The sequence below is a fragment of the Mesobacillus sp. ABV4_180 genome, from assembly GCF_056158485.1.
In genome coordinates, this window is the sequence record NZ_JBSWTJ010000001.1 from 1,204,711 (window position 1) to 1,221,735 (window position 17,025).

Annotated in this window: 21 protein-coding genes; 19 read left to right on the plus strand and 2 right to left on the minus strand. The window is 45.3% G+C overall.

Features of this window, described 5'->3' with window-relative positions; genetic code table 11:
* Nucleotides 1-88: 88 nt before the first annotated feature.
* Both ACXAEA_RS06025 and ACXAEA_RS06030 read left to right on the plus strand, forming a co-directional pair.
* Nucleotides 89-892, plus strand: coding sequence for a lysophospholipase (locus ACXAEA_RS06025; protein ID WP_475095008.1), 804 nt, complete (start codon nt 89-91; stop codon nt 890-892).
* A gap of 104 nt (nt 893-996) precedes the next feature.
* The gene (locus ACXAEA_RS06030) at nt 997-2,091 is read left to right on the plus strand and encodes a tetraprenyl-beta-curcumene synthase family protein (protein WP_475095009.1); all 1,095 of its coding nucleotides are present in this window, start codon (nt 997-999) and stop codon (nt 2,089-2,091) included.
* A 359-nt stretch (nt 2,092-2,450) separates the two neighbouring features.
* Here the strand turns inward: ACXAEA_RS06030 and mnmM are convergent, their stop codons facing one another.
* Together mnmM and mnmL are read right to left on the minus strand one after the other, a co-directional pair.
* On the minus strand, nt 2,451-3,023 hold the full coding sequence (gene mnmM, locus ACXAEA_RS06035) for a tRNA 5-(aminomethyl)-2-thiouridylate-methyltransferase MnmM (RefSeq protein ID WP_475095010.1): 573 nt from the start codon (nt 3,021-3,023) through the stop codon (nt 2,451-2,453).
* The gene (gene mnmL / locus ACXAEA_RS06040; protein WP_475095011.1) at nt 3,013-3,987 is read right to left on the minus strand and encodes a tRNA modification radical SAM protein MnmL/YtqA; all 975 of its coding nucleotides are present in this window, start codon (nt 3,985-3,987) and stop codon (nt 3,013-3,015) included. The genes mnmM and mnmL overlap by 11 nt, the downstream gene beginning before the upstream one ends.
* Nucleotides 3,988-4,209: 222 nt before the next feature.
* Here mnmL and ACXAEA_RS06045 point away from each other — a divergent pair, with 222 nt between their 5' ends.
* The 17 genes from ACXAEA_RS06045 (at nt 4,210) to ACXAEA_RS06125 (ending at nt 16,952) form a co-directional block, all read left to right on the plus strand.
* Entirely contained in the window at nt 4,210-4,473 is a 264-nt protein-coding gene (locus ACXAEA_RS06045; RefSeq protein WP_475095012.1) for a YtzC family protein, read from the plus strand.
* 16 nt (nt 4,474-4,489) lie between these two features.
* Nucleotides 4,490-4,654, plus strand: coding sequence for a glycogen biosynthesis protein GlgD (locus ACXAEA_RS06050; RefSeq protein WP_475095013.1), 165 nt, complete (start codon nt 4,490-4,492; stop codon nt 4,652-4,654).
* Between the two features lie 309 nt (nt 4,655-4,963).
* Nucleotides 4,964-5,923 (plus strand): hypothetical protein, encoded by a 960-nt coding sequence (locus ACXAEA_RS06055; protein WP_475095014.1) that lies wholly within the window; start codon nt 4,964-4,966, stop codon nt 5,921-5,923.
* Complete coding sequence (locus tag ACXAEA_RS06060; RefSeq protein WP_475095015.1) at nt 5,923-6,372, plus strand: cytochrome c maturation protein CcmE; 450 nt, start codon at nt 5,923-5,925, stop codon at nt 6,370-6,372. Before ACXAEA_RS06055 ends, ACXAEA_RS06060 begins: the two co-directional genes overlap by 1 nt.
* Before the next feature lie 21 nt (nt 6,373-6,393).
* The gene (locus tag ACXAEA_RS06065; RefSeq protein ID WP_475095016.1) at nt 6,394-8,376 is read left to right on the plus strand and encodes a heme lyase CcmF/NrfE family subunit; all 1,983 of its coding nucleotides are present in this window, start codon (nt 6,394-6,396) and stop codon (nt 8,374-8,376) included.
* A 5-nt stretch (nt 8,377-8,381) separates the two neighbouring features.
* On the plus strand, nt 8,382-8,852 hold the full coding sequence (locus ACXAEA_RS06070; RefSeq protein ID WP_475095017.1) for a cytochrome c-type biogenesis protein CcmH: 471 nt from the start codon (nt 8,382-8,384) through the stop codon (nt 8,850-8,852).
* Nucleotides 8,853-8,864: 12 nt separating this feature from the next.
* Complete coding sequence (locus ACXAEA_RS06075) at nt 8,865-9,242, plus strand: hypothetical protein (protein ID WP_475095018.1); 378 nt, start codon at nt 8,865-8,867, stop codon at nt 9,240-9,242.
* Between the two features lie 5 nt (nt 9,243-9,247).
* Entirely contained in the window at nt 9,248-9,592 is a 345-nt protein-coding gene (locus ACXAEA_RS06080; protein WP_475095019.1) for a hypothetical protein, read from the plus strand.
* 14 nt (nt 9,593-9,606) lie between these two features.
* Nucleotides 9,607-10,311, plus strand: a complete 705-nt coding sequence (ccmA, locus tag ACXAEA_RS06085) for a heme ABC exporter ATP-binding protein CcmA (protein WP_475095020.1) — start codon at nt 9,607-9,609, stop codon at nt 10,309-10,311.
* Entirely contained in the window at nt 10,308-10,991 is a 684-nt protein-coding gene (locus ACXAEA_RS06090) for a heme exporter protein CcmB (RefSeq protein WP_475095021.1), read from the plus strand. Before ccmA ends, ACXAEA_RS06090 begins: the two co-directional genes overlap by 4 nt.
* Complete coding sequence (ccsA, locus tag ACXAEA_RS06095) at nt 10,991-11,701, plus strand: cytochrome c biogenesis protein CcsA (protein WP_475095022.1); 711 nt, start codon at nt 10,991-10,993, stop codon at nt 11,699-11,701. The genes ACXAEA_RS06090 and ccsA overlap by 1 nt, the downstream gene beginning before the upstream one ends.
* Nucleotides 11,702-11,746: 45 nt before the next feature.
* Nucleotides 11,747-11,878, plus strand: a complete 132-nt coding sequence (locus tag ACXAEA_RS06100; RefSeq protein ID WP_475095023.1) for a CcmD family protein — start codon at nt 11,747-11,749, stop codon at nt 11,876-11,878.
* 16 nt (nt 11,879-11,894) lie between these two features.
* Nucleotides 11,895-12,401, plus strand: a complete 507-nt coding sequence (locus tag ACXAEA_RS06105) for a TlpA family protein disulfide reductase (RefSeq protein ID WP_475095024.1) — start codon at nt 11,895-11,897, stop codon at nt 12,399-12,401.
* Between the two features lie 90 nt (nt 12,402-12,491).
* The gene (locus tag ACXAEA_RS06110; RefSeq protein ID WP_475095025.1) at nt 12,492-13,016 is read left to right on the plus strand and encodes a cytochrome c3 family protein; all 525 of its coding nucleotides are present in this window, start codon (nt 12,492-12,494) and stop codon (nt 13,014-13,016) included.
* Nucleotides 13,009-14,442: an ammonia-forming cytochrome c nitrite reductase subunit c552 gene (locus ACXAEA_RS06115; RefSeq protein ID WP_475095026.1), complete on the plus strand. Its 1,434-nt coding sequence runs from the start codon at nt 13,009-13,011 to the stop codon at nt 14,440-14,442. The genes ACXAEA_RS06110 and ACXAEA_RS06115 overlap by 8 nt, the downstream gene beginning before the upstream one ends.
* Before the next feature lie 530 nt (nt 14,443-14,972).
* Complete coding sequence (locus tag ACXAEA_RS06120; protein WP_475098064.1) at nt 14,973-16,160, plus strand: MDR family MFS transporter; 1,188 nt, start codon at nt 14,973-14,975, stop codon at nt 16,158-16,160.
* A 264-nt stretch (nt 16,161-16,424) separates the two neighbouring features.
* A complete protein-coding gene (locus ACXAEA_RS06125) occupies nt 16,425-16,952 on the plus strand; it encodes a CueP family metal-binding protein (protein WP_475095027.1) in 528 nt (175 codons plus the stop codon).
* Nucleotides 16,953-17,025 lie beyond the last annotated feature (73 nt).

Sequence of the window (17,025 nt, forward strand, 5' to 3'; positions counted from 1 at the left end):
TTGAATAGATGCTTTCATTTTTTTTTTCGCTAATTATATATTATAGTTCTTTTAAAGAAAGAAAAAGTATTTGAGTGGGGGAATGGTCATGTGGAAATGGGAGGCTGACGGAGAAGCTAAGGGCGTAATCGTCATGATTCATGGGGCACTCGAGCACCATCGCCGATACGGATGGCTGATCGAAATGTGGCGCTCATCAGGCTTTCATGTAATTATGGGAGATTTGCCTGGTCAGGGTATGACAACTAGAGCGAACCGTGGCCATATTGATTCATTTGATGAATATATTATCGAGGCGAAAGAATGGGTCGAAGCCGCCTATAATTTTGACTTGCCTGTATTTATATTGGGGCACAGCATGGGAGGGCTTATCGCGATCCGCATGCTGCAGGAGGAGCGGGTGGAAGTGGCCGGACTCATTCTGTCATCGCCATGCCTTGGACTGGTGAAATATCCTTCAAAGATACTCAATGTGCTATCGCATGGATTGAATGTTCTTTTGCCAACCCTGCGCATGTCACCAGGGCTGACGGTCGAAATGGCAACTAGGAATGAGGATGTAAGGGCAGTCGACGCGAATGACTCGCTGTACATTACCAAGGTGTCCATCCGCTGGTATCGAGAGCTGATTGCAGCGATGGAGCAGGCTTTCGAAAATATGGAAAAAATACAGGACATCCCAACACTGCTGGTGCAGGGAGGCGATGACCAGATCGTCAACAAACGGGCGGTAAAAGAATGGTTCAACAACGCTCCGCTTTCTGAAAAGCGATATAAGGAATGGCCGAAGTGCTACCACGAAGTCTTCAATGAGCCCGAACGTGAAGAGGTTTTCGACTATGCCCATGATTTCGTCATCAGCCAGCTGAAGGCGATTGGATATGTATATTAAGGTGTTCCAGGATCAAGCTTCGTTTTGATTTTCGTGCACTGTTGGATTATCCCGAAAGCTAATCTATTTCGATAGCATTGAGAAAGAGCCTTGGAGGTGTATACATGTTAATACCATCAATGCCTATTAGTCTAATGTACCGTGTATACAGGCAAGTTCTGCCGCAGGTGCACCGGGAGCTTGCATACTGGAAAAGCAGGGCAGAAGAAATCCCGAACCCTGAATTAAGAAAGCAGGCACTCGCGAGTATCGAACACAAAACCTTCCATTGCGAGGGCGGTTCGATTTTAAGCCTGACTGCGAAGAAGAATTATAAGCAGGCGATCCGGTTTATTGTCGCCTACCAGACCATCAGCGATTATCTTGATAATCTTTGTGACCGCAGTACTTCATTGGATCCGGTGGATTTTGCGGCGCTTCACGAATCGATGGCGGACGCGCTCGATCTGGACCGCCAGCTGAAAAACTACTATCGGGAGCGGGAGGACCAGAATGACGGGGGATATCTGATTGAGCTCGTATCGGTCTGCCGGGAGGTCTTGGCGGAACTGGATCACTATGAGGACATCATGGGGCATCTGGCTGAACTATGTGCTTTTTATTGCGATTTGCAAATCCACAAGCATGTGGATGTAAAAGAACGGGTTCCCCGGCTGCAAACATGGTTCGATGGACATCGTGATGGCATCCCGGACATGGAGTGGTATGAGTTTTCCGCATGCACAGGATCGACGCTCGGCATCTTTTGCCTTGTTTCCTATGCACTCCGCGATGATTTCCAGCCGGAATACGCAGAAAGCATCCGCAACGGATATTTTCCATACATACAGGGGCTCCACATCCTGCTGGATTATTTCATCGACCAGGAGGAGGACCGCGAAGGCGGCGACCTCAACTTCTGCTTTTACTATGAAAATGAAGAAGCCTTGTTTGAACGCTTGAGGCATTTCGTTGAAAACGCAGATTACCATACCGCCAAGCTGCCGCATCAGCGCTTCCACAAATTGATCAACCGAGGCCTGCTTGGAGTGTATCTATCAGATGAAAAAGTTAGACACCAGGAAAGAATCAGGAAGCTCGCAAGGGAAATGATCAAAACAGCCGGTCCGATCAGCTACTTCTTTTATATAAATGGACGAGCCTACCGGTCATTGCAAAGGTGGGTGCCAGCTGGATTGGTTAGGGGTTTTATTAAGTAACAGATAGAGAGCCAGTCACGGATTTGATTCCTGGCTGGTTCTTTGTGCCCGTAATTTCTCACTTTCCATGGATTACGGTCATATAAAAGCTCGGGTTGTGCCCATAATTCTGACTTTCCATGGATTACGGTCACATAAAAGCTCGAGATGTGCCCGTAAATTCGATTTTCTATGGATTACGGGTCATATAAACGCTCGGGATGTGCCCGTAAATTCGATTTTAAATCGATTATGGTCACATAACCGAAACGTCTGCGCCGAAATCCACCTACAGTAGAAATCCGGCCACAATCTTGATTCCATAAATTCCTTGCCTCAAAAAAAGAAGCCCCAAAAGTTAAAACTTTCGGGACATCCTGTTACCTTTTCTCAATCGCAATGATAAATGGCGGGTTATTTTTCTGGTTCAAAAATTTGTATTCAAGAACATGTGCTGTATTTTGATCCAGGGACTTTACATAACGGAGTAAATATTCCCTTTCGACCTTGCCTTCTGGGTGGCCGTGGTAGATCACGATTACGATGATGCCTTCTGGTGCCATGATGTCGAGCAGCTGGTCGATGGCCTGGATGGTTGTCTCGGGGACGGTAACGATGTCCTTGTCTCCTCCTGGAAGATACCCCAAATTGAAAACTGCACCGGTGATTTTTCCGAAATGCAGAGGCGGGATGCATTCTGACACATTTTCATGGCCGGTATGAAATAAGGTGACCTGGTCTTGCAGGTCATGCTCTCTTAGCTTTGCTTTGCATGACAATAGCGCTTCATCCTGGATATCAAAGCCATAAATTCTGCCTGATGGTCCGACCAGATTTGCTAAAAATAATGTATCATGTCCGTTTCCTACAGTCGCATCAACAGCGATATCGCCAGGCTTCACGGCTAGTTCAAGAAGATTCCGGGCAAATGGAAGGATTCGTTCAAGCTTCATTCTCAATCACCACTTTATTCCTAATATAGAATTTCCCCTGCCAGCTGTCGCGGCGTTTCATTTCTTTATCAATCGCGTTCAGCACTTCCCATTTGTTTACGCTCCACATTGGGCCGACCATCAGCTCGATTGGTCCATCTCCCGTGATCCTGTGGATAATCATTTCAGGAGGCAGGATTTCCAGCTGATCGCATACCAATTTTACATAATCCTCAAAGGTAAGGAATTCAAGCAAGCCCTTTTCGTACTGTTTTACCATCGGGGTGCCTTTCAGCAAATGAAGGAGGTGGATCTTGATTCCCTGGACATCGAGTTTTGCCACTTCACGCGCGGTTTCCATCATCATTTCAGGTGTTTCGAGCGGCAGTCCATTGATGATATGGGAACAAACCCTGATGCCATGCTTTCGAAGCTTGTCCACGCCTTCTTTATACGTTTCATAGTCATGGGCGCGGTTGATTAGATGGGCTGTTTTCTCATGGACGGTTTGCAGTCCTAGCTCGACCCATAAGTACGTCCGTTCGTTCAGCTCAGCCAGGTATTCGACGACATCGTCCGGCAGGCAGTCGGGCCTTGTCGCGATCGATATTCCGACGACGCCTTCTTCATTCAAGACGGTTTCGTATTTTTCACGCAGCACTTCAACCGGCGCATGGGTGTTGGTGAACGCCTGGAAGTAAGCCATATACTTGCCGTCTTTCCACTTTGTATGCATTTTTTCTTTAATCTTCTTGAACTGGGTGCCGAGATCTTCCACTCTGTCTCCGGCAAAATCTCCTGAACCAGCTGCGCTGCAGAAGGTGCATCCGCCATGAGCTACAGTGCCGTCACGATTTGGGCAGTCGAATCCGCCATCAAGAGCCACCTTGAAAACTTTATGCCCAAAGTGGTTTCGAAGGTGGTAGTTCCATGTATGGTAGCGTTTGTCATCTGTTGCATATGGAAAAGGGTTGGCGTTGACCATGCCAAAAACCTCCTTAATATCTGTCCGATAAATTCATTATGAATTGTACCACTTAGGATAAGCGATTCCAATTGCAAAAAGATTACAAAGTGCAGCGGCATCATCGACCCTCGATAATTGGAATCATTAAACATTGCTGAAATCGTGATAGGAAAGAGCATTGTGAACAAAATAAAGAAGAAGCAGACTTTGCTTCAGGATCAAGTAAAGGAGGGGCTAAAATTGGCTACACGTCAATCGGTTGACCAGCTACTTCAGCAGTGTGAGGATGCCATCAATCTTGCCCAGGAACAATACAAAAATGCCAGCATGCAGCAGCATTACAATAACGGTGAGTTTACAAATGCTTTGCAAGCGCTGGAAGATGCGTATAATGATCTCGCCAAGCTTGCCTTCAGTGCGAACGCCCAGCAACGGGATCAGCTGCACAGGATGAGGCTGCAGCTGCAGCAAGTCCAGAACAGCATGATTTTGCTTGATCATTAAACAGGAGGGGAAAACTTTGAAAAAGCGCTCAAAGCAAAATAATCCGGAACAGAAAACGCGGAACGGCATCAACAATCAGGATCTTGAACTTGGCATGGATCATGATCCGGTAAAAGAAGCGAAAAAGAAGTATGAGCGAAGCGGCGGGCAGCCGGTCAAGTCGAAATTCCATCCTGAATAAGGGCAATCTTCATAAAGTTGTAACACCCTCACTTCCATTTCGGGAAGTGAGGTTTTTTTGTGTGAAATGCTCAAAACGAAATATTTTAAAATACCCCCCGTTCACAATTCGGATAAAACTGGCGGAAATTCCGTGATTAATATCACAGAATGAGAGCTTTTAGAAATGGTTTATATAAAGTAGAACAACAGCAAAAAAGGCAATTTTATAAAAAGGGAAAGCGGTCATGATCAGAAGGCAATTTTTCATGACAAGTTATCTTGTGAAAATATTCACGAATTTGCCACATATAGAAAGGATGTCACTCAAATGAAAATAGTGCAGATATTCATGTGCCTGATTTTAATAATCATTTTCCAACTGCCCCATCAGTCCAGGGCAGAAACAGCAACCAATGTCCTCAAAATGGAGGAGCTCACGATTCAGGTGATGCCGGAGTACTCTTACCACCCAAAAGATAAAAAGAAGAATCCCCCACTGCTTGTTGGCTATCACGGTGCATTGATCAATCAAGCCACTGAGCCAAAAAAAGGCCAGGTTGTCATTCCTCTGCCAATGGATGAGAAGAACTTCAGGATTGGATTTGTTGCTGATTATTCCCGCGACCTGACAGAGATGAATGAAATTGAATATGAACTCGACAAGGAAAAAGGAACGATTTCCTGGGAAACGAGTGAGGAAATCCAGCCACAGGAAATCTATAAATTTGTGATTGAGTACTATACCGAAAGCATTAAGGAAAATGAAGGCACGAATACTCTGGCTTACGATTTTAAAAGCTTCGCGGAGATCGGCTTGATGAACCTCATTTTTGTAGAACCGCTGAAAACAGAAAGTTTCAAGCTTGAACCAGTCTCTGAGCAGCAGCAGAAAAATTCATACAATATGAACATGTTCCTTTATCAGAATCAAGGAATGAAGCCGGGAGAAGAACGGAACATCACATTGGAATACAAGCGTGCTGAAACAAGAACGACAGCGGAAATCATGGAGGATATGGCTGGTGATGCCAAAAAGGCAGGAGCTGTAAAACAGAATGAAGAGAAAATGCCTCTGTGGCTTGTCATTACCGTCGTGGGAAGTGTGAGCGTATTCGCAGCAATCCTTCTTATTTTCTTGATGAATAAAAAGGATGCCAAACCGGAAAAGAAGGTAGCGGAAAATAATTTTGAAATGAAGAAGGCTAAGCTCCGTGCCATGCTGGTGAAAGGGAGTATCACGGAACCAGAGTACAACGAATTGATGAAAAAGCTGGGAGGCGGAAGATAATGTCCAAAAACAAAAAAATCGTAATGGGTCTCGCCCTTGCAGCAGTTGCTTTCGTGATCATGATGTTCTCGACAATGCCAAGCGCGGGAAGCAAGGAAATCACGATTGCAGACCTTTCAAAAAATGGCTCGAAGTATGAAGGCGATTATATCATGACCCAAGGCTTGCTCAATAAGGAATCTGTCAAATGGGATGCAGACAAACTGGAGCTTCGTTTCGAGCTTTACGAGGAAGGCCAGGGAACACTGCAAGTTTTCCATAAAGGCATAAAGCCTGACAATTTTTCAGAGGATGTCATCGTCCTTGTCGAAGGTTTTATCCAGAAAAACGGGGTGTTCGAAGCAGAAAAAGTCCAGACGAAATGTCCTTCAAAATATGAGGGTGAGGATATGGAGAACTATGACACCGAGATGCATAAGGAAATGTACAAAAATGACAAGAAGGAATAAAACAGATGGGTGGTTATCTGTATGTATTTGATCGGGAACATCTCAATTTACCTCGGTATCGTGATTTCACTTTATGGAATCATTGCCAATGTCGCCGGTATGAAACGGAAGAGCAGCAAATGGCTTGAAAGCGCAAGAGGAGCTGTACTGTCCCTGGCTTTTGTGTCCAGCATTGCATCCTTCCTGCTGTTGTACCTTCTCGGAACAAGCCAGTTCCAGTATAAATATGTCGCTTCGTATACGAATGAAGCATTGCCTATTGTCTATAAACTGACAGCTTTCTGGGCGGGCAACGCCGGATCGCTGATGCTCTGGGCATTTCTTTTGTCCCTTTATGGTGCAATGGTTGTTTTTTCAAAAGAAAAGAAAAACACAATGATGCCGTATGTATCGAGCATCCTGATGGTGAATATCCTGTTCTTTTTCACAGTGATGGCACTTAATGCGAATCCATTTGAAATGACGGATAAAATTCCGGCGGATGGTAAAGGGTTGAACCCAATGCTGCAAAACCCCGGGATGATCCTTCATCCTGTAACGCTCTATATGGGTTATGTTGGGCTCGCGGTTCCATTCGCATTCGGAATTGCAGCATTGATCCTGAAGAGGATGGATTCGGAATGGATCAAGCTGACGAGAAGATGGACTTTGCTTGCATGGCTTTTCCTTACACTCGGCAATGTGATCGGCGGCTGGTGGGCTTACCTTGAACTCGGCTGGGGCGGCTACTGGGCGTGGGACCCGGTTGAAAATGCTTCTTTCCTGCCATGGCTCACCGTATCAGCGTTCCTGCATTCGGTGATGATCCAGGAACGGAAGAACATGCTGAAAACGTGGAATGTAAGTTTGATCATCCTATCCTACATCTTGACATTGTTCGGTACTTTCCTTGTACGGAGCGGAATCCTGACGAGTGTCCACGCGTTTGGCGACAGCAATCTCGGCACATATTTCCTAGTGTTCATGGCATTCATGATGCTGTTTTCTATCTATATCGTCATGACGAGATACAGCCTGATAAAAAAAGACAGCAGCCCGATTGAAGCTTATTTTTCCAAAGAAAGCAGTTTCCTGCTGAACAACCTGATCCTTGTTGCTGCAGCTTTCGCTGTTTTCTGGGGCACGATGTATCCGCTGATTTCGGAAACTTTTACGAGTACGAAGGTCAATGTCGGAGCGCCTTATTTTAATAAAGTGATGGCTCCGATCCTGCTGGCACTGATTGTTCTTATGGGCATCTGCCCGCTGATCGCCTGGCAAAAAGCAGCCATTGAAAAATTCATGAAGAGCATGATTTGGCCCCTGCTGATGGGTGCAGCGACAGCTATTATCCTGTTTGCAGCTGGAATTAAAGGGATATACGCCGTGATTGGATTATCAGCAACAAGCTTCATGTTCTGCACACATCTTCTTGAATTTGCAAGAGGAATTGGTGCAAGACGGAAAGCGACCAAGGAAAATTTCCTGAAGGCCGCTTTCAGGCTGTCGGTGAAAAATCAGCGGCGATACGGTGGCTATATCGTCCATATCGGTATTGCTGTCATTGCAGTAGGTGTTATTTCATCCCACTCTTACTCAACGGAAATATTGAAAACAGTCGATGCCGGAAAAAGCATCACAATTGGAGAATACGAGCTTACGTTCAACGAGCTGACTGAGCATATGAAAAATGGAAATGGCGTTGTCGTAGCGGATGTGGATGTGACTTATAAGGGCAGGGACATCGGCAAGATCAAGCCTGAGAAAATCTTTTATGAAACATGGCCGGAGCCGTCAACTGAGGTAGCGATCAAGACGAACTGGAGTCAGGACCTGTATGTGGTGCTGAGTTCGTGGGAGACGAAAGAAAAAGTGACGTTCATGGTAAAAGTGAATCCATTTGTCAGCTGGATCTGGGCAGGCGGAATCATCATGGTGATCGGCACGGCTTTTGCACTTGTTGGCGGCAGGCCGACCTCGTTCCGCTATCAAATGGCTAAAGGCATGAACATGACAGGAAGGTGATGAAGATGAAGAAAAAAATAATCCTGACAACCCTCTTGTTTTTCATCCTGATTCCCGGCCTGACAACGGCTTTCACATACAATTCCAAGGAATTCAAGCACATCATTGCCCAGCTTGATATGCAGGGGCATGCAGACCATGAGCTGTCCACCTGCTCAGTAAAGAAAATTTATTACGATGAAGTTGTTGAGATGCTGAATGGCGGCAAATCCGAAAGTGAAATCATTCAATCCTATGTCGATGATTATGGGCAGGCTGCCCTGAGAACTCCGGGCGGCGGCGCAAGCGGCTGGTTTGCCTGGGGAATGCCTGCTGCAGGCTTTGGGATTGGCGGCTTGATTGTCGGTGTCTGGCTCAGGAAAATAAAAATGAAAAAGAATGACCAAAAGCCGCAATCCCAAAACGGATGGGATTCGGAAATAGAGAAGGAAATCGCATCAAAAACATTTGACGAAGAGCGCCGGAAGCTTTTCTAGGAGCTGATCAAAATGGATTATGTATTTTTAATTGTGGGCTCACTGGTGATCCTGACATGTTTTTATTTCATCATCTCCCCGTTTTTTAATGCCAGTGAAAAACAAGCGGTCAGGGTGGATGCGGGAGAAGAGAAATGGAACCTTGAGCAAGTTTACAGTGCTGTGAATGAGCTTGAGATGGATTTCTTAATGGAGAAAATCACCCGAGATGATTTTGACAAGATGAAAGAGCAGTATCAGCTGCTTGCAGCAGGACTGATGAAGGAAGGACCAAGAGGAAAGCAACCAGGTAAGACAACAAAACTTGGAAACAGGGCGGCAGACAATGCTGACGAGGCCGAGGCGGAAATTCTGAGGGAATTACAGAAGCTCCGCAGGCAGAAGGGGTGATCAGGATGGGACCGGCATATCATCCAGACTGGCTTGTGGCATTCTGGCTGACGACTCCAGGCTTGAACCTGCTGAACCCTCACTATCTGTTGATTATTTTTGCCACAGTGCTCGTACTTAACTACTTTCAGAGAAAACGTCGTGCCTCAGCAGCAAATGAATTGGTGGAAGAAGATCAGATATTCAAACATCTCCTGTCAAGAAAAAGCCTAATCGAAAAACAAGTCCAGGAGCTTGATGAAAAACTCAACAGTGCTGAAATTCAATCTGAAGAGTACTCCAGGATGCTACAAGAATACGAACGCCATCTGGAGCAGGTGAACACTGAATTAAAACAATACACTTTATGAAAGAGTTGGGGCCCATGCTTGAACTGAAGAAAATGACCAAAACTCTGGGAGATAAACTGGTACTTAAGAACATCACCCTTTCATTGGAAAAAGGCGAGATATTAGCGGTAATCGGGCCAAACGGGGCCGGGAAGAGCACCTTCTTCAAATGCACGGTCGGACTGCTGCAGCCTACAAGCGGGGAGATTTTTCTGAATGGGAAACCGGTTAAGAAAAATTCAGCGGAAATGAAGCAGCGGATTGGATTTTTAGGTCATGAATCGTTCCTCTACAATAACATGTCCCCGCTCGAGAATCTGAAATTTTACGGCAGGCTGTTTAAGGTGAAAGAGCTAGAAAGGAAAGCGAACGAACTTTTGAAAGAAGTCGGCCTCTACCTTTTCAGGGATATGCCGATCCGTTCCTTCTCGAGGGGGATGATGCAAAGGCTGGCAATCGCCAGGGTGCTTCTTCCCGATCCGGAAATCCTGTTGCTCGATGAGCCGCATACCGGCCTTGACCAAGAAGCGGTCACCCTGCTGAATAGGATTATTAGAAAAAAGCGGGAAAGCGGGACTTCCATCTTGATCATCTCGCATGATTTTGAACAGGTCCATGCACTTGCCGACAGGGCAGCCGTGCTGAAGAAAGGGAAAATTGTTTCGACAAGGCCGCTTGGTGCAGGAGTAAGCTTAGCTGCGATGAAGCAGTGGTACGAAGCAGAGGTGATGAGTTCATGAATTCGATTCTTAGAGATGCATGGACAATCGCCAGCAAGGACTTGAGCAATGAATTGAAAACAAAGCAGACAATCGGCATGATGATCATCTTTTCAAGCCTCGTGATCCTCATTTTCAGCTTTGCGTTTGATCCGACTAACAACATGGTGAAAGCGGTCATACCCGGACTCGTCTGGCTGATCACCGTATTTTCTGGAGTGCTTGGCCTGAATCGTTCCTTCCTGTCTGAGCACGAAAACGATGCTCTGACAGGATTGAGGTCGGCACCCATCGATCCTTCAAGCATCTATCTTGGAAAGGTGCTCGCGAACCTCACAATGGTAACAGTAGTACAAGTGATCAGTATTCCAGTTTTATTCATCTTGTTCGACTATCGCTTCTTTGGAAAAATCGGCTGGTTCATTTTCGTAGTATTCATCGGTACAATCGGATTCATCATTGTCGGGACGTTTCTTGCCGCGCTTTCTGCGAATGCGAAGAACAGCGAGATGCTGCTTCCGGTTTTGCTGCTTCCTCTGTTGAGCCCGCTGATGATTGCCGCAGTCCAGGCGACAAGAATCATCCTGGAAAATGAAACAATCACTGATGCCCTTTCATGGCTGAGGTTGATGTCAGCCTACGATTTGCTGTTTCTCGCAGCTTGCTTTTTCTTATTTGAATTTATTATGGAGGGATCCTGATGAAAAAGGATAGTGGCATGATAGAACGGCTGTTATTTTATACACTTGTGCCATCCGTTTTGATCGCACTTTACTTAATCTTTATTTGGTCGCCTGTTGAGAAAATCATGGGAGAAACGCAAAAGATTTTCTACTTCCATGTCGGCAGCGCCTGGGTAGCATTTCTTGCCTTTGGAGTTGTTGGATACTATAGCATCAGAGTCCTGATCAATCCGAGAATACAGCATCATATTAACGCTGGAATCTCGGCTGAAATCGGTGTCCTGTTCACGACCATTACATTGATAACCGGGATGATCTGGGGCAAATCCAGCTGGAATACATGGTGGACATGGGAACCGCGCCTTGCAACTACATTGATTCTATGGTTCATCTATGTGGCTTATCTGTTTGTCCGCAAAATGGACGGTTCAATGGATAAAATCTCCAGGCTTTCAGCGGTGTTCGGAATCATCGGTGTCATCAACGTTCCGATTGTCTTCATGGCGATCCGCTGGTGGAACACAAAGCTGCATCCCATCGTGTTTGGTGAAGGGAAAAACCAGTCAGGCGGAGGAATTGAACCCGACATGCTTGTCGCATTGCTATTCTCCATTTTCACGATCACACTTCTATACGCCTTCCTGATGCGCAAAGGGATTGAAATAGAAAAAATGAGACACATCGTCAAGAAGGCAAAATCGAAAGCAATCGAAAAGCTTGCAGGGTAAAACTTTTACCTTGTAAATATCTAAAAATTTTTAGGAGGAATTGAAATGACCTACTTATTCATGGCTTACTCAGTTATCTGGACGTTGATCGCTGGTTATGTCATCGTTCTTGGCCGCCGCCAGAAACAGCTAAAAAAAGAACTTGAACTTCTTGAAGAATGGAACACTGATTTCTAAAAAGAAGGTGAAGAAAATGGGCAAAAAGATTGTTCCAATAATCGTCATCGCTGCCGTCATTGGCGTTCTGGGCTTTCTCGTGAACGGACTCGGCGGCAAAGCGTCAGCGCAGCCAGGGGACCAGGCAATCGATTTTCAATTGCAGGATGTCGATGGTAATACATTCAAGCTATCGGATTTCAGAGGCCAGCCTGTCGTGCTGAACTTCTTCGCGACATGGTGCGCACCATGCATTGATGAAGCGCCGGAACTGGAGGCGTTCGGAAAAGAGTATTCAGATGCTAAACTGCTGATCCTTGCCAAAGGTGAATCCAGAAAACGGATGGAAAAATACATCGGGGAAAGTGGTTCGCAGCTGACGTACCTTTTGGACACAAAAGAAGAGACTTCAAAGGATTATAGCGTGATCGGCCAGCCGGAAACCATCATTATTGATGAAAATGGCATCATTGTCGAACGCTTTTCAGGTCCGACTACAAAACAAGATTTAATCAAATTGATCCAGGAAAATGTTTCACCGTGACCTTGATTAAAGCACTTAAGTGTTTTAATAGATTGCGAGATGCCACCATATGCATCCGCTTTTATCCGTTTGATAAGGGAGGTGAAAAGGATGCTGAAAAAGCTGCTGGGAATAGACAAAAAGATGCTGTTATTCATCGGCGTTTTTGCTGGAATCATTGTTTCTGTCGTTACTGTCAAAACGCTCGCGTACACGGATTCACCGGAATTTTGCTCAAGCTGCCATATCATGACGGAGGTCCATGACTCATTCTCTGATTCCAACCACGCCGGACTTGCCTGCGGGGACTGCCATTTGCCGCATGAGAATATGGTCAAAAAATATACTTACAAGGCCAAGGCTGGTATGACCCATGTGTATTACAACACCCTGGGGGAGGCAAAAATTCCGAAGGTGCTGCACGCAACCGAAAACTCTGATGAAGTGATTAATGAAAACTGCATCAGCTGCCATGAAAATACATTGGATAATGTTTCCCATGATGCAAAGGATAGCTGCTCCAGCTGTCATCAGGCCGTGCCGCATGGCAAAGGATTCAAGACAGAGGATTATTTTAAACCGCCAAAACCAGGCGAGCTTTTAGAAAATAAAGGAGGTACGATGAACAATGGCTAGAAATTCCCGCTGGGCCTATTTGCTCCTTGCGGCTGTCATGCTCATCATAACAGGCTGCTCCAGCTCAGAGGAAAAAGCAACATCCGCCAGTGAGCTGAAAACGGGGCTAAGCAAAGATGAAATCAGCAATGAGGCCTTCAAGGACCTTTTTCCGCTTCAATATGAAAGCTATCAGCAGAATGAAAAAATGGAAGATACAAAGTACAGTGGCTCTGTCAAACGGAGCAAGTATGACCCTGACAAGGAACCGTATCTGCCGGTGCTTTTTAACGGATATGGCTTTGCAACGGAGTACAACGAGGACCGGGGGCATATTTACGCGAATGAAGACATCCGTGCGATTGCCCGCATTAATGACAAGTCCATCGGTTCATGCTTAACCTGTAAATCGACTGCAGTGCCTCATATGATTGAGGAAATGGGAGAGGATTACTGGGGCGGCAACTTCAATAAAGACATTTGGCCAAAAGCTGAAGCAATGGGCCACTCGCCAATCGGCTGTTCCGATTGCCATGACCCGCAGACGATGGATTTGCGTGTCACCCGTCCAAGTTTCATCAAGGCAATGGAATCACAGGGCATCGATATGTCCAACCCAACGAAGAATGATATGAGAAATTATGTTTGCGGCCAATGCCACGTGGAATATTATTTTGCTGCAGAAAATGGGGAAGTAACATACCCATGGGCGAAAGGCTTCAAGCCTGAAGACATGTACGATTATTATGAAACAACTGCAAAGGAACAAGGGTTTGAAAAGGATTGGATCCACAATGTTTCCGGTACGCCAATGTTAAAGTCGCAGCACCCAGAATTTGAAACGCATATTGAAGGTCCGCATGGTGAGGCAGGAGTGACTTGCTCAGATTGTCACATGCCTTATGACCGAGTCGATGGCAAGAAGAAAATCAGTTCACACTGGTGGACTTCCCCGCTGAAGACCATGGATCAGTCCTGCGCGACATGCCATACCAATCGAGATATGGAAGAGCTGAAGGGCAGGGTGACGGACATTCAGGATACCCATATGGAAGCACTCCATAAAGCAGAGGATATCTCGATCACATCACACTATTATATTAATAAGATGATCACATCCGGTGTCAGCGAGGCTAAAATTAAGGAAGCACAAGCACATGTAAGGAAAGCTCAATGGTTCTGGGATATCGTAGCGGCGGAAAATTCGGCTGGATTCCACAATCCGCAGGGAACAATGGATTCATTAAGGCTATCAGTGGAAGAATCTAACGCAGCAATCAATCTTGCTATTGAGGAATTAACAAAGAAAGGTGTAAACCTGGAGGAAGTCAAGACAGAGATTGAAAAAGTGAAGAAGGCTGTTTACGACGAAAAAGATAACTTCAAGAAGAAAGAAAAAGCAATCAACAGTTACTTCCCGGCACAACAGCCTGCCCCAAAAAAATAGAGAATAGTAAATTAGAGAAAAAATAAATAGGAAAACACTGTGCAAATGGTACTTTGTACGGTGTTTTCTTTAGTTTTACAGAAAAATGGATAGGTGTCAATCATCGAGGATTTGTTTGTCGCCCTATATCTGCGAAAACTTGATTAATTCCAAGATAAGATTGCTCCATTCCATGAAATCCAGCTTGGTTCCTGTGGGTAGATCACTAAATTCTATGAAATCCTGCTTGGTTCCCGTGGATATATCACTAAATTCTATGAAATCCAGCTTGGAACGCGCTAATTCCGCGAAAATGATCGTGATTTCCGCGAACACATTCCTCGATTCCGCGAAAATACCCCATGATTCCGCGAAAACAACAGGTAATTCCGCGAACTGGAAATAATTGAGTATTTTTTCCAAATCCACCTTCAAAAAAATAGAAAATTTCAACTTCAAATCCCTGCTTAAATTCCTATTGCAACCAATTGTGAAAACCTCTAAAATTACTTTGGTATTCGAAATTATTCAGTGAAAGAAGGCGTTTTATGATGCCTAGAGCCTTGTGGCTTTTAATTATTGGGATGGCAGTCAATGTTACTGGCTCTTCTTTTTTATGGCCTTTGAACACGATCTATATTCATGAGCATCTTGGCAAGTCTTTATCGGTTGCTGGGATTGTTTTGATGATCAACTCTGCTGCCAGCGTGATTGGGAATCTATTCGGTGGCAGCCTGTTTGATAAAATTGGTGGTTATAAGTCTATTATTCTGGGAATCGGCGTTACGATTTTTGCGCTGCTTGGCCTTACTCTTTGGCCAGGATGGCCCCAATATATCTTCTTTTTAACTTTAGTCGGTTTTGGATCCGGGATCGTTTTTCCAGCTATGTATGCAATGGCGGGTTCTGTGTGGAAGGAAGGCGGCCGCAAAGCCTTCAACGCCATTTATGTTGCCCAGAATCTTGGGGTCGCTGTTGGCGCAGCGCTTGGCGGACTGGTTGCTTCCTACTCGTTCCAGCTGATTTTCATGGCGAACGCGGTCATGTATCTGGTTTTCATGATGATTGCTGTTTTTGGCTATCGCAGCATCGATACCAGGACTGCGAAACAAACGAACATCCTCCAGGAAAATGGCTTGGTCAAAAGCCATACCAAACTTTATGCCCTGTTAATTCTCGCGGTGGGCTACCTGCTTTGCTGGGTTGGATATGTGCAGTGGCAGACAACGATTGCAGCGTATACACAGGAACTTAATATATCTTTAAACCAATATAGTATTCTGTGGACTGTCAATGGAGCATTGATTGTGCTAGGCCAGCCTGTGGTCAATAAACTGATCAAGCCGTTCCAGAATAAATTGAAGTTGCAAATCATTATCGGTATGGTCATCTTCATGGTTTCCTATGCAGTAGCAGCGGGTGCAGGGCAATTTTCTGGATTCGTGGCAGGCATGGTGATCTTGACGATTGGCGAGATGCTCATCTGGCCGGCAGTGCCAACAATTGCGAATGACCTGGCTCCAAAGGGCCGGGAAGGATTTTATCAGGGGATCGTCAACAGCACTGCTACCGGCGGACGGATGATCGGCCCACTTATGGGTGGAATCCTTGTTGACCTTTATGGAATGCCAATGCTGTTCGCCGTGCTGATCGCTCTTATGTTTGTTGGTATTTTTACGACTGTGATATATGATCGGAAATTAAAAGAAGCAGGCAGCATGGCTGCAAGAGCTTCATAAAATTGCTGGCTGGTTCTTCAGAGCCAGCTTTTTTACATTCACAAAGTAAGAAAGAATAAAATTCATTTCGAGAATTGTCCAGCTCCAGCGCCTAGCCCCTCGAGTCGTTTGTCGGGGCTGACCAAGGCGCTTTCGCTTTTCTTACTCAAAAACGGTCACAATATATGCATTTTTTCTCGATAAAAACTGCACATTTAGCATCTAATATAGGTCTTGCGTATATGTGGTATAATCGAATTTTGAAAGACAAGGGGGTGAATGGCTTTGAAAAATAAAATCCTCGCGGTCACTTTCATCGCTGCTGCTTTGCTGACTGCCTGTGGCAGTGGAGATAAGGCATCACCAGCTGAAAAAGAACCGCAAAACATAAAAGAACTTGTGAGCGAGTACAGCTCAGGAAAGCTCAAAGGCCAGAACGCCTCCATCACATCTGAAGAGTTGGCTGTTACGGAGAGCGACGGGAGTAAACAGGTATATGACCTTCCTGAGAAAGACTTTTTTGTTTCAATCGCACCTTATGAAAATCAAACCCATCCTTGAACGAATCATAGCTTGACAGGTTGTCAAGGTGAGATGGTAAAGGAAGAGTTTGACGTATATATTGAGGACATGGATGGAAACGTGATCGTGGACGAGAAAATGACGTCCCAGCAGAATGGATTCATCGATCTATGGCTGCCAAGAGATCAAAAGTTCATCACAAAGATTGGACGCGACGGTAAATCAGTCGAAGCAGAAATATCCACTTTTGAGAATGATCCTACCTGTATTACAACAATGCAGCTGATGTAATGTAAAGCACCTGAATTTCAGGTGTTTTTTTTATCCATCCTAGTTTTCTGAAAAATATGATAAAATCAAAAGA